Raw genomic sequence first — 15,702 nt, 5'->3', positions numbered from 1 at the left:
GCCCCCCGACCGCCGCACCGAACGCCGCCCCCGCAGCCGGACGCTCCGGCCCTCAGGGGCCGCCGGGGCCGGGTGCCGCGCCTGACTGGGCCGGTCCTCAGAGGCACTCTCCCGCCGGTTCCGGTGCCGCGCCTGCCGCTGGGCGGGCCGCCGGTCCTCAGGGGCAGCCGGGTCCGGGGGCCGGGGCTGCTGCGGGCTGGGTCGGTTCCCGGGGGCAGGCGCCTGCTGCCGGGTGGGGTGATCCCCAGGGGCGGCCCTCCGTTCCCGGTCCTGGTGGTGCTGGGCCGGACGCGGGTCCCGCCGGTGGAGGCTGGGCCAGCCCGGAGGGTGCGGCTCCATCGGGCTCCGGCTGGGTCGCGCCGGACAGCCGACCGCCGTCCGGCGGTGCTCGCGGTGCTGGCGGTGCTGGCGGTGCAGGCGGCTCGGGCTGGGCGAATCCGTCCGGGTGGGCCAACCCATCGGGCGACGAACACGCGCCGCCCGGGGGCCCCTCCGCCGGACCGGCCGCCGGTCATGCGCCCGGTCATGCGCCCGGCCCCCAGTACGGGCCGCAACGTGGGCCGGAGCGCGGAGCGCAGCCCCCGGCCACGCCGTGGGGCGCGCACGGTCCCGGCAGGCCGCAGAGCGCGCACCGCCCCGGCGAACCGCAGAACGTGCAAGGCCCTGGCGGGCCGCAGGGCGCGCGCGGCCCAGGCGGGCCGCAGCGCGTGCAAGGTCCTGGCGGGCCGCAGAGGCCCGGCGGGTTGCATGGGCCACAGGCTTCTGGCGGGCCGCAGACGCCCGGCGGGTTGAACGGCCCGCAAGCTTATGGCAGGCCGGATGGGGAGCAGCCGCCCGGTGCGGTGCTTGGGGCGCATTCGCCTGCCCCGGCTCCTGGGGTGCGGCCGTCATCCCCGTCCTATGTGCCGTCACAGCACCACCAGCAGCCTGGGCCGTCCCCACAGCAGGTTCCGCCGCCCTACCCCATGGGCTCCACGCCGTATGGCGCTGTAGGTGGCGGGGTCGCGCCCGCGCCCGGCGAAGCAACGCCCGGCCAGGCACCTCAGCCCGGTCAGGCGCCGCCGCCCGGTGACGCGCCGCGAGCCGGTCAGGCGCCGCTGCCAGCTGGGCAGACGTCATCGCCCGATCAGGTGTCGCCCGCTGGTCAGGGGCCGTCTCAAGGGCAGGCGTCGCGGGGTCGAGCGGCGCCGCATGGTTCAGCAGCGGCGCAGGGCCAGGCGATTCCGCGTAGCCAGGTGGAGCCGCGTAGCCAAGCGCCCGTGCAGGGCGACGGCGGCGTGCGTGAGCAGGGGGATGCGTCCGAGTCGCCGTCGCGAGCCGACCACCCCGCCGGCGGCGGTGCGGGGGGTGACGGCAACGACGCCTTCTTCAAGCATGCCCCGGCCGAGGAGCAGCCCGACCTCGTCAAGGCCAGGCGTAAGCGGGCCGCCATGGTGTCCGTCACGCTGGTCGTCGCTCTGGCGCTGGCCGGCGGGATCCTGTACTTCGGCCCGACGATGTTCGGCACGCAACCGTCCGATGGCGGGACCGTGGCGCAGGTGACCACGTCCGCCAGCCCGACTCCCGCAAGCGCCACCCCGACCCCAACCCCGACGACGGTGACGCCGACGCCGACTCCGGTGCCGACGCCGGTCGAGGTGGAGCGGGCGACGGTGCCGGTGCTGGGCAAGCAGGACGGCAAGTCGCTCAAGGGCCACACCAGGGGCGTGCAGACGCTCTCCGCCGTCCCCGTGGGTGACAAGACGTGGCTGGTCACAGGAGGCCAGGACGGCCGGGTACGCCTGTGGGACCTGGGCGGGCACAAGTCCCTGGCCACGATGAGGGGCCACAGCGAGGAGGTCTACGCCGTCGCCGGCGTGATGATGGGCAAGACCCCCATGGCCCTCTCCGGCGGCTACGACGGCAGCGTCCGCCTGTGGAACCTCAAGACCCGCAAGGGCAGGGTCCTCGGCTGGCACGGTGACGCCGTCTACGCCGTCGCGCTGACGAAGGTCAAGGGCAAGTACGTCGCGGTCACCGGCGACGCCAACGGCTACCTGAAGTTCTGGGACCTGGACAGGCGCAAGGCCACGGGCAAGATGATCAGGGCCCACCGCAAGCCGGTGAACTGGCTCAGCGCGACCCACATCGGCGACCGCGCGGTGGTGGTGTCGGCCAGCGAGGACGAGACGCTGCGGGTCTGGGACATGTCGAAGCGCAAGGCGTACGGCAAGACGTACAAGGGCCACTCGAAGGGCGTCTACTCGGTCGCGGTGGGGAAGGTGGACGGGAAGACGGTCGTGGCGTCTGGCGGCAAAGACGGAAAAATCCGGATCTGGGATCCGAAGAACGGCAAGACCCTCGGCACCATGTCCGGCCACAAGAAGATCGTCTACTCGCTGTCCTTCGGATCCATGAGCGACCGGACGGTGCTGCTGTCAGGCAGCACCGACGGCACGATCCGGCTCTGGGACCCCGAGACCCGCAAGGCCCTCGGCAAGCCCGTCAAGGCCCACAAGAGCGGCGTGTACGCGGTCGGCATCGTCCCCGTGGGCAAGGACACGGCCGTGGTCTCGGCGGGCAAGGACAAGCTGGTCAGGGTGTGGAAGGCCGAAGACGTGGCCGCCTCCGGCTCCTGACGGCGGGACGGAGGCGCGCGGCGGCCTGCTCCGGTGGATGAGGGGACCGGGTCGACGGTTCCGGTGGACGAGGGGATCGGGTCGACGGTTCCGGCACACGAAAGGGCGGGGTCATTGGTTCCTGACCGGCTCGAAGATCGCGTGGTGCGCCGCCACGAGCGCGCGGCGTACCGCCCGGTCGAGCTCGCGCAGCGCGGCCCTGCCCGCGGCGACCTGCCCCGACGTGAGCCCGCGCTCGTCGGCCAGGCGCAGCACGGCGCCCAGGCGCGTGGCGAGGGCCGAGACCCGGTGGGCCCGCCCCGGATAGCCGGGCGCGAGCTCCCCGCCGCGCTCCAGCCGCTCGGGACGGCCCTGCGCGGGGCCGTCCACCGACGCCAGGGCCTCGGTGGCCGCGCGCATCGCGTCGGACAACTCCCGCTCGGCCTCCGCCAAGGAGGGCAGGTCATGGCGTACGGGGCCGGAGTCGTGCACCTCCAGGCGTACCCCGACATAGGACGACCCGCGCCGGTCCGGCAGTGGCACCAGCCCGAGGTTGTGGTCACCGAGCACGGCGATCGCGGCCTGGCCGGCGTCGACCGCGGCCGAGTTGAACGACGCCGGCCCCGACAGCCCCAGCGGGTCGCCGGGCGCGGGCAGGGCGAGCCGGAACTCGCGCAGGCCACCGGCGCGCAGGTTTGCGAGGTATTTACGCAAGGGGACGTCGCCCGCCACGGCGGGCCCGCCGACGGCTTCCACGTGGTCAGCCGCCTCATCGAGGCCGACGTGACCGGACAGCCAGGCGTTGCCCCAGGCGACCAGGGATGGGCAGACAGTCGATTCAGGGCGCACCGATCCACGATAAGCGCTCGCCCTGCAATAGGTTTGTCCAGAGGGTGACTCCTAAGGAGGGATCGGGGATGGGTGGTCAGGTGCTGCGGCTCCAGGACGTCGCCGTCAGGCGCGACGGAGCGGCCCTGCTGCGCGGCATCGACTGGACGGTCAACGAGGACGAGCGATGGGTCGTCATCGGGCCCAACGGTGCCGGCAAGACCACGTTGCTGCAGGTCGCGGCCACGTTGCTCTATCCGAGCGAGGGCCTGGTCGAGGTGCTGGGGGAGCGGCTGGGGCAGGCGGACGTGTTCGACCTGCGGCCCAGGATCGGGCTGGCGAGCGCCGCGCTGGCCGAGCGCATCCCGCCGGAGGAGAAGGTCATCGACCTCGTGCTGACGGCCTCCTACGCGATCATGGGCCGCTGGACCGAGGAATACGACTCCAACGACGTGACCAGGGCCGTCGAGCTGATCGACATGATGGGCGCGGCCCACCTGATCAGGCGCCGCTTCGGCACCCTGTCGGAGGGCGAGCGCAAGCGGGTGCAGATCGCCCGCGCGCTCATGCCCGACCCCGAGATGCTCCTGCTCGACGAGCCGGCGGCCGGGCTCGACCTGGGCGGCCGCGAAGACCTGGTGCGCCGCCTGTCGCTGCTGGCCGGCGACTACCGCTCGCCGACGCTGGTGCTGGTGACGCATCACGTGGAGGAGGTGCCCAGCGGGTTCACGCACGGCCTGCTGCTGCGTCACGGCTCCGTGGTGTCCCAGGGGCCGCTGGAGCACGTCATGACCTCCGACAACCTCTCGCAGACGTTCGGCGTGCCGCTCTCGCTGGAGCGCAGCGCGGAGGGCCGCTGGTACGCGCGCGCTCACTAGATCACCATTTATGCGGATAAAAGACGGCCAAACCTGAAACCAAATAGGATCTACGGAGTCGGTATCCTCGACTCCGGAGCGTCGCCATGTCCGTCGAGCAGCTCATCGTCGCCATCGTCGTGGTCGCGGCGGTGGGCTTCGGGGTGGCCCGTACGATCCGCATCATCCCGCAGGCCACGGCCGCCATCATCGAGCGCCTGGGCCGCTACCACCGGACGCTGACCCCCGGGCTGAACCTGGTGGTGCCGTTTATCGACCGCATCAAGGACATGATCGACCTGCGGGAGCAGGTGGTGTCGTTCCCGCCGCAGCCGGTGATCACCTCCGACAACCTCGTCGTGTCCATCGACACCGTCATCTACTTCCAGGTCACCAATCCGAAGGCGGCCACGTACGAGATCGCGAACTTCCTCACCGGCGTCGAGCAGCTCACCGTCACCACGCTGCGCAACGTGGTCGGCGGCATGGACCTGGAACGCACGCTGACCTCCCGCGAGGACATCAACACCGCGCTGCGCGGCGTGCTGGACGAGGCGACCGGCAAGTGGGGCATCCGGGTCAACCGGGTCGAGCTCAAGGCCATCGACCCACCCGCCTCCATCCAGGACTCGATGGAGAAGCAGATGCGCGCCGACCGCGACAAGCGCGCCGCCATCCTGACCGCCGAGGGGCAGCGCCAGGCGGCGATCCTGGCCGCCGAGGGCGAGAAGCAGGCGGCGGTGCTGCGGGCGCGCGGCGAGGCGGAGGCGGCCGTGCTGCGCGCCCAGGCGGACGCGGAGGCCCAGGCCATGCGCGCCAAGGGGCAGGCGGACGCGATCGGCATGGTGTTCAAGGCCATCCACGAGGGCAACCCGGACCAGCATCTCCTCGCCTACCAGTACCTGCAGACCCTGCCCGAGATCGCAAAAGGCGACGCCAATAAAATTTGGATCGTCCCATCCGAAATGGGCAAGGTCCTGGAAAACCTGGGCGGCCTCTTCACTCCCCCCAAGGACCGGGACACCCGGTGAGAACCCTGCCGCACTGACTGCCGCCGCGGCCCTGACCGGGCACGGCGGCACGGCGGCGGTCTGGTCGGGGAGGGTTCGTGACGGGGTGGGAACTGGCTGCGGTCTGCGCTGCCGGAGTGGTGGCGGGCGCCATCAACGCGGTGGTCGGGTCGGGGTCGCTGATCACGTTCCCCACGCTCATGGCGATCGGCGTCGACCCCGTCACGGCGAACGTCTCCAACACCATCGGCCTCGTGCCCGGCTCCTTCACGGCCGCGTACGGCTACCGCACCGAGCTCCTGGGCCAGCGCGAGCGCCTGCTGCGCCTGGGCACCGCCTCGGCCCTGGGGGCGCTGATCGGCGGGATCCTGCTGCTGTTCCTGGATCCCGACGTGTTCGAGGTCGTGGTCGTGGCGCTGATCGCGCTGGCCTGCGTGCTGGTCCTGGCACAGCCCAGGCTCAACGCGTGGGTGTCGGCGCGGCGCGAGGAGGCGCATCCGAACGGCGGCACGGCGCTGTGGCTGGGGGTGCTGGCCTCGGGCGTCTACGGCGGGTACTTCGGGGCCGCCCAGGGCGTGCTGCTGATCGGGCTGCTCGGCATCTTCCTGGACGACGGCCTGCAGCGGGTGAACGCGGCCAAGAACGTCCTCGCGCTGATCGTCAACGCCGTGGCCGCCGTGCTGTTCGTGGTCGTCGCGGACGTCGACTGGCAGGCCGTGGCGGGGGTGGCGCTGGGCGCGGTCGCGGGCGGGTTCGTGGGCGCCCGGCTGGGGCGGCGCATCCCGGCCCCGGTGCTGCGCGCGGTCATCGTCTGTGTCGGGATTGCGGCCATTATCGTACTGGTGTACGGATAACTGCCCGTGGGTATAACCAGGACATGAAGGGTGATCGGGTGGAGATCGTCATCGACGCGGGCGGCTCGTCGCCCCGCACCTACGAGATCACGGCCACCCGCGCCGGCCGGCGGGTCGAGGTGGCCAACCGGCGGGGGCTCGTGGAGGTGAGCGAGGTCACCCGCAGCGGCACGCCGGTGCGCACGGCCAGGTTCATGTCCAGCCGCATCCTCGCCCTCGTGGAGCACCCCGCCGACGAGGCCTCCTAGGAGAAGTGCGCGGCGTGCTCCTCCGCCCACCGGCGGAACGTCAGCGCGGGCCGGCCCAGCAGCTTCTCCACGGTGCCGGTGGCCCTCTCGGGGCTGGTCACGAAGCTCTCCCAGGTCCGCAGCGCACTGTCCACGAACGCCGGGTCGCCCCATCCCGCCATGAGCTGCTCCCTGGCCTCCTCCGGCGGCAGCTCCTCCCAGCGCACCTCCCGCCCGATCACCTCGCCGATCACGCGTACCTGCTCGGCCTGGGTCAGCTCATCGGGACCGCTGAGCACGTACGAGGCGCCGTTGTGGCCGCCGGAGGTGAGCACGTGCACGGCCACCGCGGCGATGTCCTGCTCGTGGATCAGCGCCCTGGACGCCTTCCCGTACGGCCACCGCACCACACCCTGCCGGATCTGGTCCGCCCACCCCAGCGTGTTGACCGCGAAGCCGCCGGGCCGCAGGAACGTCCAGCCGAGCCCGGACCGCCGGATGAGCTCCTCGATCTCCTGGTAGTGCGAGGCCGCCGTCCCGTCGTCGGGCACGTTCGCCGACACGTACACCACGCGCCGGGCGTGCCGCGCGATCACCGAGATCACGTCGGAGGCGTTCCCCGTCGTGAAGCCCGGCCAGACCAGGAAGACGCTCTCCACGTCCGCCAGCGCGGCCTCCACCGTCCCGGGAACGGTCAGATCACCGCGTACGGTCTCCACGTCCGCCTGGACCCGCTCCGGGTTCCTGGCGAACGCCCGGACGTCCAGCCCGGCCTCCGCGAGCCGGGACACCACATGCCTGCCAACATTGCCGGTCGCGCCGGTCACAAGAATCTTCCCCATGACCTCGACGGTAGGACCTCAATCTAACTTCAGGTCAACCCCGGCCGTACCTGGATCGTGCCGTCACGCCTGATCCGCGTCTCGAACACGGGCGCCGGCGCGGTCGCGGGCCCGTGCTTGACCGAGCCGTCCGCCAGCCGGAACGTGCTGCTGTGCCACGGGCACACCACGCACGCCTCGCCGTCCTCCATGACCAGCCGGCCCTGGTGCAGCGGTCCGGCCAGGTGCGGGCACCGGTCGGCGAGCACGGTCACGCCCTCCCCCTGGCGCAGCACGAAGAGCTGGATGTAGCCGAGGCGCCGGGCCACCGGCCGGCCCTCGGGAAGGTCCTTGAGCGGGCACAGGTCGTGCCAGCCCAGCGGCACCAGATGCGTCACCTGCGGGGCGTGGTTGGCCCCCGCCGCCTGCCGGTAGGCCAGGTGGCCGCCGAGATAGGCGCCGAGCCCGCCCACGGCCAGCCCGGCGAAGGACAACATCCGGCCGGGCCGCTCGCGCCCCTGCATGCGGGCCCACAGGGAGGCGGAGAACAGGCCAAGCGCGGTCATGTTCGACAACATGTGGACGAAACCCACCCGCTGCTGCTCGCGGTGCAGCGAGGACCAGTCGGTCAGCCCGGCCGCCGCCGTGGGCAGCGCGTTGACCAGGCCCGTGGCCAGCAGCAGGCGCGCGGCGCGCGGGTCGGCTTTCGCCAGGTCCAGCACAGCCGTCGAGATCCAGCAGCCCAGGCTGACCGTGGCCAGCGGCGGGTGCACCGGCTCCCCGAGCGGGACGCCGTGCAGCAGGTCGCGCAGGCGGCCCTGGCGCAGCCGCCGGCGTACGGCCTTGGCCAGCCCTCTGATCGGCCGGTCCATGGCCTTCGACTTCTCGAGCCGGTCGGCGATGGCCACTGGCCCGGCGAAACCCCGCAACTGCCGACGTCTCGCGCGTACTGTCTCTTTCACGACAAGTCCCCTACCCCGGGCTTTGGGGGATCACTCGGACAGGTGGCCCCGGGCCACGGAGAGTTCGACCAGCTCCAGGGCGTACGCGCCCAGCGAGGGCGACCCCTCCTCGATGATCCGTACCTTCTCCCTCACCTGCCCGGCCGTCACCTTGAACAGCGGCCACGTGCCGCCCTCGGTGTGGTGGTTGGCCAGGATCGGGGCGAAGCGGTCGAGCGCCTTGGCGAACCTCGCCTCCGGCGTCTTCCTGGCCTCGAACTCGTCCCACAGCTCCCGCAGCCACGCCCCCTGCTCGGCGGGCAGCAGGCCGAAGATGCGGTCGGCGGCGGCCCGCTCGGCCTCGGCCTGCGCGGAGACCGCCACCGCGTCGTAGACGAAGGTGTCACCGGCGTCGATCTCGACCAGGTCGTGCACCAACAACATGGCCACCACCCGTTGGAGGTCGGTACCGGGTGGGGCATGCTCGCCGAGGACCATCGCCAGCGTGCCCACGTACCAGGAGTGCTCTGCGGTGTTCTCCCGCCGCGAGCCGTCGATGAGATGGTTGCGGCGGATGATCCGCTTCAACTTGTCGATCTCGATGGCGAAGGCGATCTGGGCGTTCAGGCGGTCCTCTTCCGGCGCGATAGTCACGCGCGACACCCTAATGTGCGATGATCACCCCGGTTGGTGAAATCGTGACCGGAACTCCGTTGAACACTGCGTTACCACTTGGAACGTCTAGGGCGGATTCGTCGGTGAGCGAGTTCGCGCTGACGCCCGCGTGCTCGGCCGCGACGCTCTGCCTGCCCCCCGCGTGACCCCATCCGTGCGGCAGGCTCACCACGCCCGGCATGATCGTGTCGGTGGGCTCCAGCGGCACCGTGACCTGGCCCTTCGCCGAGCGCACCACGGCCTCGCCGCCCAGCCCGAGCCGCGCCACGTCGGCCGGGTGGATCTGCAGCGTGCAGGTGTTGCTGCCGCCGACCAGCGGGCCCACGTTGTGCATCCAGCTGTTGTTGGAGCGCAGGTGACGCCGCCCGATGAGGACGATCTCCGGCGGCTCCTCCTCCAGCTTGGCGCGCAGCCGCTCCACGTCCTCGATGAGCTGCGGCGGCGCCAGCTCGATCAGGCCGGAGGCGGTCTTGAGCACCTCGTCCAGCCGGGGCTCCAGCGCCCCCAGGTCCAGGCCGTGCGGGTTGTCGAGCAGCTTGCGCAGTGACAGGTCGCCCTTGCCGGCCCACTCGCCGTACGGGCCGAGCCTGAGCATGAGGTCCAAACGCCGCTCGGCCCCCGTCTCGCCCTCCAGCAGCTCGCGCAGCTCCGCCACGTCCCGCCCCTCGACCCCTGAAGCGGGCGTCTGCGTGGCCTTGCGCAACATCTCGTCGATCACGAACGCGTCGAGGTCACCCTCCAGCCCCGAGGCGATCATCGCCAGCCTGGCGAGGATCTGGGCTTCCGAGGGCCGCTCGTCCAGCGGGAGCAGCGGCGGCGAGTAACGCGCGTAGTTGCGCACCGCGAACCCGAGCAGCGCGAAGTCGTAGTGCCCGGACTGCAGGACCCGGGGCGGGGGCAGGATGACGTTCGCGTGCCGGGTGGTCTCGTTCAGGTACGGGTCCACGCTCACCATGAAGTCGAGCCGCTCGAAGGCCGCGTCCAGCCGGTCGCCGTGCGGCGCCGACAGCACGGGGTTGCCCGCGACCGTGAGCAGGAACCTGATCTGGCCCTCGCCGGGCGTCTCGATCTCGTCGGCGAGCGTGGCCACGGGCAGCTCGCCGTTCGCCTCCGGCAGCCCGCGCACGCGGCTCTTCCACCGCCCCACCGTGTACGCCCGGCGGCGCGCGGCGAACTCGGTGGCGGGCTTGGCGAACATGGCGCCGCCCGGCCGGTCGAGGTTGCCGGTGAGCACGTTGAGCACGTCCACCAGCCACTGGGCCAGCGTGCCGAACTCGGTGGTGCACGTGCCGATCCGGGCGTAGACGGCGGCCGTACGCGCTCCGGCCAGCTCCCTGGCCAGCCGCACGATCACCTCGGCGGGCACCCCGGTCCGCCGCGCGACGACCTCCGGCGGGAAGTGCTTGGCCGCCTCGCGCACCTCGGCCAGCCCGTTGACCTCGTGCCAGGGCCGGGCCAGGTCCTCGGCGAACAGGGTGTGGACGATCCCGAACAGCAGGTACGCGTCCGTGCCCGGGCGGATGAAGACGTGCTCGTCCGCCAGCGCGGCGGTGCGCGTGCGGCGCGGGTCGACCACGACGAACCGCCCGCCCCGCCCGCGCAGGGCCTTGAGCCGGCCGGGGAAGTCGGGCGCGGTGCACAGGGAGCCGTTGGACTCCAGCGGGTTGGCGCCCAGCATCAGCAGGAAGTCGGTCCGGTCCAGGTCGGGCACCGGGATGGCCAGCGGATGGCCGAACATGAGACCGCTGGCCACGTGCTTGGGCATCTGGTCGGCGGTGCTGGCGGAGTAGACGTGGCGGGTGCCGAGCGCCTTGATCAGCGGCGCGCCGTACAGGGCGCCGGCCATGGTGTGGGCGTTCGGGTTGCCGAGGTAGACGGCGACGGAGCCACGGTCGGTGACCCGGTCGAGCCCCGCCTTGACGGCGGCGAACGCCTCTTCCCAGCCGACCTCGCGCCACAGGTCGCCGTCCCTGACCAGGGGCTTGCGCAGGCGGTCGGGGTCCTCGTCGAGCCGGCCGAGGCTGGCCCCCTTCGGGCAGATGAAGCCCTTGCTGAACGGGTCGTCCTTGTCGCCTCTGACGCTGGTCACGTGGCCGCCGGCGTCGAGGGTGAGCGTCAGGCCGCAGACGGCCTCACAGAGGGGACATGTCCGGTGGACGGTCGAGGTCATCACGACTCCTGAGTTCGCCAGATGAACTCATCTTCGCGCGGAGCGCGCGCATGGGGAAGCCCCGGAGCCCCCGCGGTCTCCGGGGCTTGCACCCCAGGGAATTTCCCGGATTCCCTAGGCTTCTTCAGCGGGCCTCAGCCCATCTGGGGAAGTGCCACCCGAGTGCGCAGATCAGGCGGCTCCTCGAGGTCGGGTCTCAGCGCGACCCAGGCGCGCCTGCCGTACAGGCGGTCCAGCCCGGGAGAGGTGGCTCCCGGCACCTCGTCGCGCCTGACGATCTCCACGATCAGGAACTGGGCCCGCGTGCGGTGCCGGTAGACGTTCACGCTGCGGGCCCAGCAGGCCGCCGCGATCTCCTCGCTGTACGCCTCGAACTCCTCGGCGCTGATGCCGGCCCTGATCAGGATCAGCGCCTTTTCGCCGGTGGCCGTGGGCGTGATCCACAACACCAGCGGGATGCGGCCGGCCCTCGTGTGCATCGTGGTCTCCAGGCAGACCCGGTGCAGGCGGTGCCTGGACATGACGCACCAGAAGTGGGACACGATCCAGTTGCGGCCGACCCTGGTGGCGGCCGGGACCGAGATGGCGCTGGTCAGCAGGATGAAGGGCACCCACCGCCCCTCCTGCGTGGCGCCCAGCAGGGCCAGCGTGAACACCGCCAGCCCGGCCAGCAGCAGCAACTCGGCCCGGGCCCGCCAGAGCTTCACGAGCGGCCCGCCACCGCCGGCGCCGGGGAGGTCCTCGTTGGCCGGGTAGATCTGGTTACGCGGATTCCTCGACACGTCAGGACACCTCCTCGGTCACCTTGTGCGGCAGGCGGAGCTGGTCGAACCGTGGGTCGCGGTAGCGACGCGAGCCGAATCCCGTCTTGGTCACGGTCCAGCCCACCCGGAAGGCGAATTCGTCCGGCTCGACGCAGATTTCGTAGTCTGCCGAGGCGATGAGTTCCTGGATCCAGGACTTGATTCGGCTGAGTCCCTTGGTACCTTGTGAGTACATAGAAGACCCCTTTCGCGGCAATTCAGAGGTGGCTTCTTGGCCGGTCCGACGGCTGATGACCGGTTTCGCCGCAGGGTGGCAGCCCATATGCGGTGAACTGGTGGTCAGCCTCGGCCCGGCTTTTTGTGCGCTCGAATGAGCGGATCCGCGCAGCGTTGTTCAGGCGATTGCGTGATACCTCCGGCAAGTGGCCTCCCTGGGGCAGAGTTTCGTTTCCGGGACGGCGACGTTGCCGGAGCGGCGGCCCTCGTGCGGGCGCGCCATCGTGAGCGGAAGGCCCGATGCGTACGGCCGTCGCGTCATGTACGGCCTCCTCACCACTCGAGAGCCCTCCTGGTTCTGATCGTCCCCCGACGTCCTCGATGCTGCAATACTTCGAGCAAGGAAGATTTGAATTTCTTCGCCGGTTGCCGTGCAACTTGCACGAGAAGTGTCGGCAGCAGGCGTGAGGTCGAGAAACTCTCCCGACCCGTGCTGATTGCGAACCTTGTCCTTGCTCCTACGCTCCCTGCATGAAAGCCTTCTGGCAAGGCTGTGCGGCACTACACATGCAACTTGCAGTGTAAGATTGGGCGAACGGCCCAGAATGCCGGGCTCCAAACGGTCCCTCCCGGCTACACCTTCATTCCCGAGAAGGAGAGTGGACGGTGCCATCACAGCAGGGCAGTCCAACGGTACGGCGGCTCCGGTTGGGCCAGGAGCTGCGTCTCCTCCGGGAGCGGCGAAAGCTCACGGGGTCCAAGGCGGCCAGAGAGCTCGGCTGGTCGGCGAGCAAGGTCAGCCGCATCGAAGCCGCCAAGACCATGCCGAGTGCCGAGGACGTCAAGGCGCTGGCGAAGCTCTATCACGTGGACGGGGAGAAGCTTGACGAGCTCTTCGGGTTTCTACGGGATGCGGAGCAGCGAGGGTGGTGGGAGGATTACGAAGACTCCCTGCCTGAGGAGTACACAAGATTCCTCGGGCTGGAGGCTGAGGCGACATTCCAGCGCAACTGGGAACCCCAGCTCGTGCCTGGCCTGCTGCAGACTGACGACTATGCCAGGGAAGTGATCCTGGCGACCCGGGGCATCGCGCGCATCACGCACAGCGGTGTCAGGAGTCGGGTCGAGGCCCGTCTCGACAGGCAGCAGCGCGTGCTGCACCGCACCGACCCCTGCGCCCTGACCGTGGTGCTCGACGAGTCGGCGCTGATGCGCCGCTTCGGTGAGCCGTCGGTCATGCGTGAGCAGATGGAGCATCTCCTGGAGATCTCCCTCCTGCCACACGTGAGTGTCCAGGTTCTGGCTCTAGAATCACTTCATCCAGTTAACACCGGTGCGTTCATTCACCTGAAATTTGCCGCGTTTGATGATGTTGTGTACCTAGAGCAACTGTATACTGCTCACTTCGTCGATGATCTCGAACGAGTGGCCGGATACGAAACGGCTTTCGACCACATCCGGTCGGAAGCTCTGGATGAGGATGAGTCGCGGGTCCTTATCCAGCGTAAAGCCATGCTATGGCGGCGCTAGCGACGAAAACCTCAGAAAGGGGCAATGGAGCCCCTTTACGCATTTGGGGAGAAAATGTACAACCACACTAAGACGGCATCCTGGCAGAAGAGTTCGTTCTGCAACGGCGCGGCGGCGTGCGTCGAGGTTGCCCCCCTGGCCGACGGCAATGTCGCGTTGAGGGACAGCAAGGAGCAGGACGGGCCCGTCCTGGTCTTCACGCCGGCAGAGTGGGCCGCCTTCACGGCCGGGGTCCGGAGCGGCGAGTTCGACCTGGCCACGCTCGTAGCCAGCGCATAAGTGAACGGCCCTGGCAAGTTGCTGGCACAACCGCAGGGCCGTTCGGGCGGAGGCATGGCACAGCCTCCAGGGCATTCCAGCTCTCCCCACAGGTCGAGCACAGAAGACCCGCTCATCATGGCACACCAACCACCGTCTTGATCAACCTTCGGCGCGGCTGTTTCCGGCCCGCCCGAGCCAGGTGTCCCGGCCTCTCGTGACCGCCGCCGCAGCGACTCCCAGCGCGGCAGGACGGCATTCTCCGGTGGCCGGGAAATGTTCCCCGAGTTGCCTCGCGGGACGCAGGATTTTCGATTCCCGGCTGCCTGGACGGGAAATGCTGTGAACGCTTCACCTTTCTCTGGAGAAACGCGTTCGGCCCGCCTCCCGAAATGGGCTGCGGGCCGTGCGGTGCGGCCGGTCAGGAAAGGCCCAGGCCCTTTGCGACGCCCTGGCCGAGATCCTTGTGAATATTGCTCCAGTACTCCACGACCCGCTGCTTCATGTCGGTGGTGACCTCGGGGGCAGAGGCGTGGCCGACGATGTTGCCGACCAGGTGGGCGCGGTCGACGTCGGACAGCACGTTCTCCCACAGGGCGCGGGGCTGGACGTAGTCGTCGTCCTCGGCGTGCTTGATGGAGGCCGAGCGCAGGATCTCGCCCGTGACGTGGTAGTGCTCGCCCTCGTACAGCGCCGGGTCGGCCGCCGGGCCGCCCGCCGAGTTGGGGGCGTACACCGGGTCCTGCGGGTTGCGGAAGGTCATCGGGCCGTCGAAGTTGTAGGAGTCGACCGGGTTGCGCGGCTGGTTGATCGGGAGCTGGAGGTAGTTGGGCCCGATCCGGTAGCGGTGCGCGTCGGGGTAGGAGAACAGGCGGCCCTGGAGCATCTTGTCGGGCGAGGCACCGATGCCGGGCACCAGGTTCGACGGCTCGAAGCCCGACTGCTCGACCTCGGCGAAATAGTTCTGCGGGTTCCGGTTCAGGGTGAAGGTGCCGATCGGGATCTCGGGGTAGTCGCTGTGCGGCCACACCTTGGTCAGGTCGAACGGGTTGAACCGGTAGTCGGCGGCGGCCGTGAACGGCATGATCTGCACGCTGACCGTCCAGGACGGGTGGTCGCCGCGCCTGATCGCGTCGTACAGGTCGCGGGTGTGGTGGTCGGGGTCGGTGGCGGTCAGGGCGGCGGCCTCGGCGGCGGTGAAGTTCTGGATGCCCTGGTCGGTCTTGAAGTGGTATTTGACCCAGTATTTCTCGCCGGCCGCGTTGTACCAGAGGAAGGTGTGCGAGCCGAAGCCGTGCATGTGCCGCCAGGAGGCCGGCGTGCCCCGGTCGGTCATCAGGAAGGTGACCTGGTGCGCGGATTCGGGGGACAGGGTCCAGAAGTCCCACTGCATGTTGTGGTCGTGCAGGTGGTTGTCCGCGCGGCGCTTCTGGCTGTGGATGAAGTCGGAGAACTTCTGCGGGTCGCGGATGAAGAAGATCGGCGTGTTGTTGCCGACGATGTCGTAGTTGCCGTCCTCGGTGTAGAACTTGATCGCGAAACCGCGCGGGTCACGCGCGGTGTCGGACGCGCCCAGCTCACCGGCGACGGTCGAGAAGCGCAGGAACAGCGGCGTCTCGGCGCCCTTGCGGAACAGTTCGGCCTTGGTGAACTGGCTGACGTCCTCGGTGATCCGCAGGAAGCCGTGGGCGCCGCCGCCCTTGGCGTGCACCACCCGCTCCGGGACGCGCTCGCGGTTGAAGTGCGCCATCTTCTGGATCAGGTAGTGGTCCTGCATGAGCAGGGGGCCGTTCGGGCCGACGGACAGCGAGTGCTCGTCGCTCGGCGCCGGGATGCCGGCGTCGTCGGTGGTGACAGGCCTGGTCGTCATAGCGCGATCCTCCGAATGATCATCGTTGACGGTTCGGGCAGACGCCCCCGAGTGCTGACGTCGGCTTTGTCCATGTCTGTCAAC

At 70.1% G+C, this 15,702-nt stretch carries 15 protein-coding genes; 7 read left to right on the top strand and 8 right to left on the bottom strand.

The window, feature by feature from the left end; all coding sequences use genetic code 11:
- The first annotated feature begins 1,259 nt into the window (after nt 1–1,259).
- The gene (locus ACTWPW_RS32025) at nt 1,260–2,618 is read left to right on the top strand and encodes a WD40 repeat domain-containing protein (protein WP_443170802.1); all 1,359 of its coding nucleotides are present in this window, start codon (nt 1,260–1,262) and stop codon (nt 2,616–2,618) included.
- A gap of 111 nt (nt 2,619–2,729) precedes the next feature.
- On the opposite strand, the gene ACTWPW_RS32020 is transcribed toward ACTWPW_RS32025, so the two are convergent.
- The gene (locus tag ACTWPW_RS32020) at nt 2,730–3,446 is read right to left on the bottom strand and encodes a hypothetical protein (protein ID WP_375114499.1); all 717 of its coding nucleotides are present in this window, start codon (nt 3,444–3,446) and stop codon (nt 2,730–2,732) included.
- A gap of 68 nt (nt 3,447–3,514) precedes the next feature.
- Between ACTWPW_RS32020 and ACTWPW_RS32015 the strand changes: the two genes are divergently transcribed.
- From ACTWPW_RS32015 to ACTWPW_RS32000, 4 genes are all read left to right on the top strand, one after another.
- On the top strand, nt 3,515–4,303 hold the full coding sequence (locus ACTWPW_RS32015) for an ABC transporter ATP-binding protein (RefSeq protein ID WP_364126129.1): 789 nt from the start codon (nt 3,515–3,517) through the stop codon (nt 4,301–4,303).
- A gap of 86 nt (nt 4,304–4,389) precedes the next feature.
- A complete protein-coding gene (locus ACTWPW_RS32010) occupies nt 4,390–5,313 on the top strand; it encodes an SPFH domain-containing protein (RefSeq protein ID WP_375114500.1) in 924 nt (307 codons plus the stop codon).
- 77 nt (nt 5,314–5,390) lie between these two features.
- Nucleotides 5,391–6,146 carry a sulfite exporter TauE/SafE family protein gene (locus ACTWPW_RS32005; RefSeq protein ID WP_443170801.1) on the top strand — a complete coding sequence of 252 codons (756 nt, stop codon included), beginning with the start codon at nt 5,391–5,393 and terminating at the stop codon, nt 6,144–6,146.
- Between the two features lie 23 nt (nt 6,147–6,169).
- Entirely contained in the window at nt 6,170–6,394 is a 225-nt protein-coding gene (locus ACTWPW_RS32000) for a hypothetical protein (protein ID WP_375114502.1), read from the top strand.
- On the opposite strand, the gene ACTWPW_RS31995 is transcribed toward ACTWPW_RS32000, so the two are convergent.
- From ACTWPW_RS31995 to ACTWPW_RS31970, 6 genes are all read right to left on the bottom strand, one after another.
- Entirely contained in the window at nt 6,391–7,215 is an 825-nt protein-coding gene (locus tag ACTWPW_RS31995) for an NAD(P)H-binding protein (RefSeq protein WP_375114503.1), read from the bottom strand. The two genes, ACTWPW_RS32000 and ACTWPW_RS31995, sit on opposite strands and share 4 nt — an antisense overlap.
- A 29-nt stretch (nt 7,216–7,244) precedes the next feature.
- Nucleotides 7,245–8,156 carry a Rieske 2Fe-2S domain-containing protein gene (locus ACTWPW_RS31990; RefSeq protein WP_443170800.1) on the bottom strand — a complete coding sequence of 304 codons (912 nt, stop codon included), beginning with the start codon at nt 8,154–8,156 and terminating at the stop codon, nt 7,245–7,247.
- Between the two features lie 30 nt (nt 8,157–8,186).
- A complete protein-coding gene (locus tag ACTWPW_RS31985) occupies nt 8,187–8,798 on the bottom strand; it encodes an HD domain-containing protein (RefSeq protein ID WP_364126146.1) in 612 nt (203 codons plus the stop codon).
- 1 nt (nt 8,799) lies between these two features.
- A complete protein-coding gene (locus tag ACTWPW_RS31980) occupies nt 8,800–10,980 on the bottom strand; it encodes a molybdopterin-dependent oxidoreductase (protein WP_443170799.1) in 2,181 nt (726 codons plus the stop codon).
- Between the two features lie 134 nt (nt 10,981–11,114).
- Nucleotides 11,115–11,762 (bottom strand): hypothetical protein, encoded by a 648-nt coding sequence (locus ACTWPW_RS31975; RefSeq protein ID WP_443170798.1) that lies wholly within the window; start codon nt 11,760–11,762, stop codon nt 11,115–11,117.
- 1 nt (nt 11,763) lies between these two features.
- Nucleotides 11,764–11,979 carry a hypothetical protein gene (locus tag ACTWPW_RS31970; protein ID WP_364126155.1) on the bottom strand — a complete coding sequence of 72 codons (216 nt, stop codon included), beginning with the start codon at nt 11,977–11,979 and terminating at the stop codon, nt 11,764–11,766.
- Nucleotides 11,980–12,626: 647 nt separating this feature from the next.
- Here ACTWPW_RS31970 and ACTWPW_RS31965 point away from each other — a divergent pair.
- Both ACTWPW_RS31965 and ACTWPW_RS31960 read left to right on the top strand, forming a co-directional pair.
- Entirely contained in the window at nt 12,627–13,490 is an 864-nt protein-coding gene (locus tag ACTWPW_RS31965; protein ID WP_375114507.1) for a helix-turn-helix domain-containing protein, read from the top strand.
- Between the two features lie 54 nt (nt 13,491–13,544).
- The gene (locus ACTWPW_RS31960) at nt 13,545–13,769 is read left to right on the top strand and encodes a DUF397 domain-containing protein (RefSeq protein ID WP_364126161.1); all 225 of its coding nucleotides are present in this window, start codon (nt 13,545–13,547) and stop codon (nt 13,767–13,769) included.
- 400 nt (nt 13,770–14,169) lie between these two features.
- Here the strand turns inward: ACTWPW_RS31960 and ACTWPW_RS31955 are convergent, their stop codons facing one another.
- A complete protein-coding gene (locus ACTWPW_RS31955; RefSeq protein ID WP_443170797.1) occupies nt 14,170–15,618 on the bottom strand; it encodes a catalase in 1,449 nt (482 codons plus the stop codon).
- Between the last annotated feature and the right edge of the window lie 84 nt (nt 15,619–15,702).

Origin of the sequence: Nonomuraea sp. KM90, from assembly GCF_052246675.1 — a bacterium.
Classification (GTDB): domain Bacteria; phylum Actinomycetota; class Actinomycetes; order Streptosporangiales; family Streptosporangiaceae; genus Nonomuraea.
This window is presented reverse-complemented; position numbering and strand designations above follow the sequence as displayed.

Excerpts from the sequence above, each read along its gene's own strand:
- ACTWPW_RS31970 (WP_364126155.1), bottom strand. The coding sequence starts at position 11,979 with ATGTACTCACAAGGTACCAAGGGACTCAGCCGAATCAAGTCCTGGATC.
- ACTWPW_RS32010 (WP_375114500.1), top strand. The coding sequence starts at position 4,390 with ATGTCCGTCGAGCAGCTCATCGTCGCCATCGTCGTGGTCGCGGCGGTG.
- ACTWPW_RS31980 (WP_443170799.1), bottom strand. The coding sequence starts at position 10,980 with ATGACCTCGACCGTCCACCGGACATGTCCCCTCTGTGAGGCCGTCTGC.
- ACTWPW_RS31955 (WP_443170797.1), bottom strand. The coding sequence starts at position 15,618 with ATGACGACCAGGCCTGTCACCACCGACGACGCCGGCATCCCGGCGCCG.
- ACTWPW_RS31995 (WP_375114503.1), bottom strand. The coding sequence starts at position 7,215 with ATGGGGAAGATTCTTGTGACCGGCGCGACCGGCAATGTTGGCAGGCAT.
- ACTWPW_RS32000 (WP_375114502.1), top strand. The coding sequence starts at position 6,170 with ATGAAGGGTGATCGGGTGGAGATCGTCATCGACGCGGGCGGCTCGTCG.
- ACTWPW_RS31960 (WP_364126161.1), top strand. The coding sequence starts at position 13,545 with ATGTACAACCACACTAAGACGGCATCCTGGCAGAAGAGTTCGTTCTGC.
- ACTWPW_RS32015 (WP_364126129.1), top strand. The coding sequence starts at position 3,515 with ATGGGTGGTCAGGTGCTGCGGCTCCAGGACGTCGCCGTCAGGCGCGAC.